This window comes from Nocardiopsis sp. TNDT3, assembly GCF_003427465.1.
Lineage (GTDB): Bacteria > Actinomycetota > Actinomycetes > Streptosporangiales > Streptosporangiaceae > Nocardiopsis > Nocardiopsis dassonvillei.
In genome coordinates this window covers 1-4,858 of the sequence record NZ_QPFC01000617.1, presented here as the reverse complement: position 1 = coordinate 4,858, position 4,858 = coordinate 1, and the positions used below count along the sequence as shown (strand labels likewise).

The window sequence follows — 4,858 nt, the reverse complement described above, 5'->3', positions numbered from 1 at the left end:
CTCCCCCGGATTACGGGATCCGGTGCGCCCCGTCCGCCCGCTCCGGGGGCGGCACCGCGGCGGCGGTGCTCCTGGCCGGTGGAGGGAGTGGTCGTGTTCGCGGGCGCACGGCAGAGCGCTCCGGGCCACCCGCTCGTACCGTCCCCGCGCCGACGGGGCCGGTCCCGGTGTGGGGCGCGGCCCCGTGGGAACCCCCGCCGGGGACGGGCCCGGCCGCCGGTCAGCTGAAGAAACCGGCCACGCCCCTTCCCGCCGCGGCGGCGGTCCGGCACCAGTCCATGCAGGACTCGGCGGCGCTCAGGACGGCGGGGTCGAGTGCGGCCCGTCCCTCGTCGGTGGCGGCCTCCCACTGTTCGAGGGCCTTCTGGCACTCGGTGAGGCTCCACTCGCCGTAGCCCGGCAACTCTTCGGGCGCCGGGATCGGCGAGGGGGCGCCGCCGAAACTGAACTCCTCGACGCCGACCGCGGTCACGCCCAGTGCGTTCAGGCCCGCGTCGACCGTCTCCAGCCACCCGTACCTCATCGGGGAGAAGTCGTTGTTGAACAGGGCGCGGCCGTGGAACTCGCAGATCCACTTGTAGGCGTAGCCGTACATGGTGCCGTGCCGGTCGTCGAAGGGCCCTCCCTCGATGACCGCGCGGATCGCGTCGCGGATGGTGGGGCCGCCCGCGTCGGCGACGTGGCCGAACTGGGAGTCGAAGTGGGCCAGGTGCTGCCTGAACCGGCCGCCGATCATGCGGCGCAGCTTGTCGTCCCTCGACCCGACGGAGCCGTGCAGGACGTCGAGGTCGACCACGTAGGTCGTCAGCGCGTAACTCATGGCGGGACACTATCGGCCGCCGAGGACAACGGGACGCGCACGGGACCCGCCCCGACCGGGAGGAGGGGGTCCCCGGAACGCGGCGGCGGGCCGCCCCGGACACCCGGGACGGGCGGCGCCGCTCACCCGTCCGAGGCGGCGGGCCCGGCCCCGCTCCCGGAGACGGCGGCGACCGGCTGCCGCAGGATGGTGCGCAGCTTGTCCGGCGCGGCCCTGCGGAAGTCGCTGAGGTAGATCTCGTGGTGCCTGCCGACCATGCGCAGCCCGTTGTCGGGGACGAACTCGTGGTGCATCCGCCGGAGAACGTCGGCCTCGTCGTCGAAGGAGCCGACGTGCAGCGTCTGCACGCAGAGGCCCTCGGACAGCGTCTCCAGGCGGACGTCGTCCAGGAGCGCGGGCCTGTTCCCGGCCGCGACACGCTCCACGGCGGCGGAGAACATGTCCTGGTCGGTCCAGTCCGGGACCATGATCATCATCGTCCAGGCCCATCGCGACTTGTCGCGCGCCGCCGTGAAGGCGTCCATGTCCTCGGCCCACCACAGGCCCTCCAGGGGCATGACCACGTAGTCGCGCCCGAGGTCGCGCTTACTGGCGAACTTGAGCTTGTAGGCCACCGGGTAGAGCGCCTCGACCGCCTCGGTGAAGGCCGGTGAGGTGTTGGGGTCACCGCGGCCGTCGACCATGAGGTAGCGCAGGTCCGGCACCCGGGTGATCCGGAACCGGTCCCGTCGCGCCCGGTAGGCGTCAAGGGTTCTCTTGAAGTCGGTCTTGTCCGTCATCGTGCACCTGGACTCGGCTGGCGAGCCACGACCTTTCCGCCTCCAGGAGGCTCAGTGAGTACGAGAACACCTCGCGCGCCGCGAGCGCGGAGGGCGCCTGCGCCCGCTCGGCCTCCCGGACCGCGGCGATGCGCTCGCGCACCCCGGCCAGCCGGTCGCGCAGCGCCTCGGCGTACTCGCGTTCGGAGAGCAGGGGCAGGTTGGCGACGCCTACCAGTAGCGGGTGCGCCACCGGCCGCGGCTGTCGGATGAGGTCGAGTGCGCCGTCGCGCGCCGCCCGCCTTCCGGTTTCGGTGGCGTGGAACACCCGGCGCGACTTCGCGGCGGCGGGGGCCTCCGGGACGTGGACCAGGCCCCGCTTCTCCAGTTTGGCGAGCAGGTAGTAGATCGAGGAGAAGCCGATGTCCGTCCACTGGCGGACGCCGCGCAGCTCGATGGCCTGCTCCAGGTCGTAGCCGTGCCGGGGGCGCTCGATGACCAGGCCCAGGACGGTGAGTTCGGCGGGTGTCAGCTCCACACCCCATATTCTAGCACTAGAATAGAACGCCGGGGAACCCCTCACCCCCGGGGCCCGTGCCGTCCCTCCGGCCGCTGGGGCCCGCCGGGTGGGACGGGACCGCGTCCTCCGCGCGACGGACGCACCCGCGCGGAGGGACGCGGAAGAGCCCCCTCAGCGGCTGTTCGCCTCGCGCACCCAGAGGTGCGTCAGGAGGCGGTCACCGTGGCGGCGCCTGCGGTTGCCGGCTTTGACGTACCGCTGCCACTCCGCGGTGCATCCGCGCCTGTGGCACCCGGAACAGCATCCGTGGCCCATCGGCACCGAATCGGGGTACGCCCACCGGCACCGCGTGTCGGGCGTCGCACGCGTCGGCTCCGGCGGCAGGTCGCAGGGGCCGTGGCTGTGGTCGTGCAGCGCCACCGCTCCGTGTTCGCGCTGGCGCACCCACAGCGGTTTGGTCTTGTCCGTACGGGACATCTCGTTCCTTCCGGAACCCGCCGCCCTCTCCCGGACCCTCCGGGCGGGCGGCTAGGTCAACATCCCCATCACGACCACCTCCTCGTACGGCGTTCACGGAACGGACCACACACCCTAGGACATCCGGACCCGCGGCGACAGTCCGGTCCCGGAGGCCGGTCCCAGGACGTGCGCTGACCGGTGGTCACGTCCGTGGACGCGCCGCCGAAGCGTGCCGCGGGGAGGCGCCCGCGCGCGGGGCCCGGTTTTCACCGGGAGCGCCGCGCCCCTCCCCGCCACCGGCGCGCACGGAACGTAGCCTTGTGGTGACTTCGTCTACGGGAGGACCTCGTGCCCCAGCAGCCGTCACAGCAGCAGACCCCGCCCGGTCGCACCGACGCCATGGACCCCAGACCCGACCACGGCGAGGAGTCCTACCGGGGGTCGGGGCGGCTCGAAGGGAAGGCGGCCGTCATCACCGGCGCCGACAGCGGCATCGGACGGGCGGTGGCCATCGCCTTCGCCCGCGAGGGCGCCGACGTGCTCATCGCTTACCTGGACGAGCACGACGACGCGCGGGAGACCGAGCGCTGGGTGCGCGAGGCGGGCCGCAGGGCCGTCCTGTTCCCCGGCGACCTGGCGGACCCGGCCCGGTGCCGGGCCCTCGTCGCGAAGGCGGTGGAGGAGTTCGGCCGGGTGGACGTCCTGGTCAGCAACGCCGCCTTCCAGATGACCCACGAGACGCTGGAGGAGATCCCCGACGAGGAGTGGGACCACACCCTGGCCACCAACCTCAGCGCGTTCTTCCACCTCGCCAAGGCCGCCGTGCCGCACATGCGGCCCGGCTCCTCGATCATCGCGAGCACGTCGGTCAACTCCGACTCCCCGCCGCCCACCCTGCTGCCCTACAACGCCACCAAGGCGGGCATCGCCAACATGGCCGCCACGCTGGCCCAGATGCTGGCGCCCAGGGGCATCCGGGCCAACTCCGTGGCGCCGGGGCCGATCTGGACCCCGCTGATCCCCTCGACCATGCCGCCCGAGCAGGTGGAGGGCTTCGGCTCCCAGGTGCCGATGGGCCGCGCCGGGCAACCGTCGGAACTGGCTCCGGTGTACGTGATGCTGGCGTCGGACGAGTCCAGTTACGTCTCCGGCGCCCGCATCGCGGTCACCGGCGGCAAACCGGTCCTGTGACGGGGGCGGCCGTGGACTGGTACCCGCTGAGGGTGAGCGCCCCGGCCCGACAGCTGGTGTTCGGCGGCCACGCCATCGCCCGCCACCTGGGCCGGGAGGGGCTGCCCGACTGGGCGGTCGCGGAGACCTGGGAGGTCAGCGACGTCGACGGGAACGGCAGCACGGTACTCGACGGGCCCCTCGCGGGCCGGTCCCTGCGCGAGCTCGTCGCGCGGTGGCCGGAGGGGTTGGTGGGCGAGGGCTGGTCCGGGGAGGTCTTCCCGGTGCTGACCAAGTTCATCGACGCCTCCGGAACGCTGCCGGTGCACCTGCACGCCGACGACGCCACCGCCCGGCGGCTGGAGGGACAGCCCAACGGCAAGACCGAGGCCTGGCACATCCTCGACGCGCCTCCCGGCGCCACCGCGCTGTGCGGGGTCAGGAGCGGGGTGACCGGGGAGCGGCTCCACCAGGCACTGCTCGACCAGGACTTCGACGCCGTGCTGCGCCGCCTGCCGGTGCGGCCCGGCGAGACGGTCTACGTCCCGGGCGGCACCGTGCACAGTTTCGGCCCCCGGACCCTGGTCTACGAGATCGAGCAGACCTCCGACGTCCAGCAGCACGCGATGCGCTGGGAGATGGAGGACGGCTCACCGGTCCCGGACGAGCGGTGGCGCGCGAACCTGGAGGCGCTGATGGCCCAGGTCCGGCCGGAGCACAGGCCCGACTTCCACCCGGGGCTGAGGATCGGGGTCGGCGACGGCGTGGAGCGGGTGTTCTGCTGCGCCGGACCGCACTTCGCGCTCGAACGCTGGCACGCGGGCACCGCCGAGCCCCTGCGCCACACGTTCGCCACCGCGCAGGTCCTCACCAACGTCGGGGCGCCCGTCCGGGTGCGCTGCGGCGACTGGCGTGGTGAGCTGGGCCGGGCCCGGACGCTGCTGCTGCCCGCCGCGTTGGGCGAGGTGGAGATCGCGGGCCCGGCCGACGTGCTGTTCGGCTACCTGCCCGACCTGGACCGCGACGTGGTCGCCCCCCTGGCCGCCGCCGGTTACCCCCGTGAGGCAGTCGCCTTCCTCGGCGAGGGCCTGTGAGTCGACCGTCCCGGCCCCCACCGTCGCGGTGGGGGCC

The 4,858-nt window shown here is 73.3% G+C and carries 6 protein-coding genes; 2 read left to right on the top strand and 4 right to left on the bottom strand.

Annotated elements, in window-relative coordinates; all coding sequences use genetic code 11:
• Positions 1 to 220: 220 nt before the first annotated feature.
• The 4 genes from DQW06_RS15750 to DQW06_RS15735 all read right to left on the bottom strand — a co-directional run bounded on the left by DQW06_RS15750 (position 221) and on the right by DQW06_RS15735 (position 2,575).
• A complete protein-coding gene (locus tag DQW06_RS15750; RefSeq protein ID WP_013152823.1) occupies positions 221 to 820 on the bottom strand; it encodes a hypothetical protein in 600 nt (199 codons plus the stop codon).
• A 122-nt stretch (positions 821 to 942) separates the two neighbouring features.
• On the bottom strand, positions 943 to 1,599 hold the full coding sequence (locus tag DQW06_RS15745; RefSeq protein WP_117198809.1) for a GyrI-like domain-containing protein: 657 nt from the start codon (positions 1,597 to 1,599) through the stop codon (positions 943 to 945).
• Complete coding sequence (locus DQW06_RS15740) at positions 1,565 to 2,116, bottom strand: PadR family transcriptional regulator (RefSeq protein WP_071621978.1); 552 nt, start codon at positions 2,114 to 2,116, stop codon at positions 1,565 to 1,567. Before DQW06_RS15740 ends, DQW06_RS15745 begins: the two co-directional genes overlap by 35 nt.
• A 153-nt stretch (positions 2,117 to 2,269) precedes the next feature.
• A complete protein-coding gene (locus DQW06_RS15735) occupies positions 2,270 to 2,575 on the bottom strand; it encodes a hypothetical protein (RefSeq protein ID WP_117198807.1) in 306 nt (101 codons plus the stop codon).
• 381 nt (positions 2,576 to 2,956) lie between these two features.
• Here DQW06_RS15735 and DQW06_RS15730 point away from each other — a divergent pair, with 381 nt between their 5' ends.
• A complete protein-coding gene (locus DQW06_RS15730; protein WP_197724899.1) occupies positions 2,957 to 3,748 on the top strand; it encodes an SDR family oxidoreductase in 792 nt (263 codons plus the stop codon).
• Entirely contained in the window at positions 3,745 to 4,821 is a 1,077-nt protein-coding gene (locus tag DQW06_RS15725; RefSeq protein ID WP_198048848.1) for a class I mannose-6-phosphate isomerase, read from the top strand. Before DQW06_RS15730 ends, DQW06_RS15725 begins: the two co-directional genes overlap by 4 nt.
• The last annotated feature ends 37 nt before the right edge of the window (positions 4,822 to 4,858 follow it).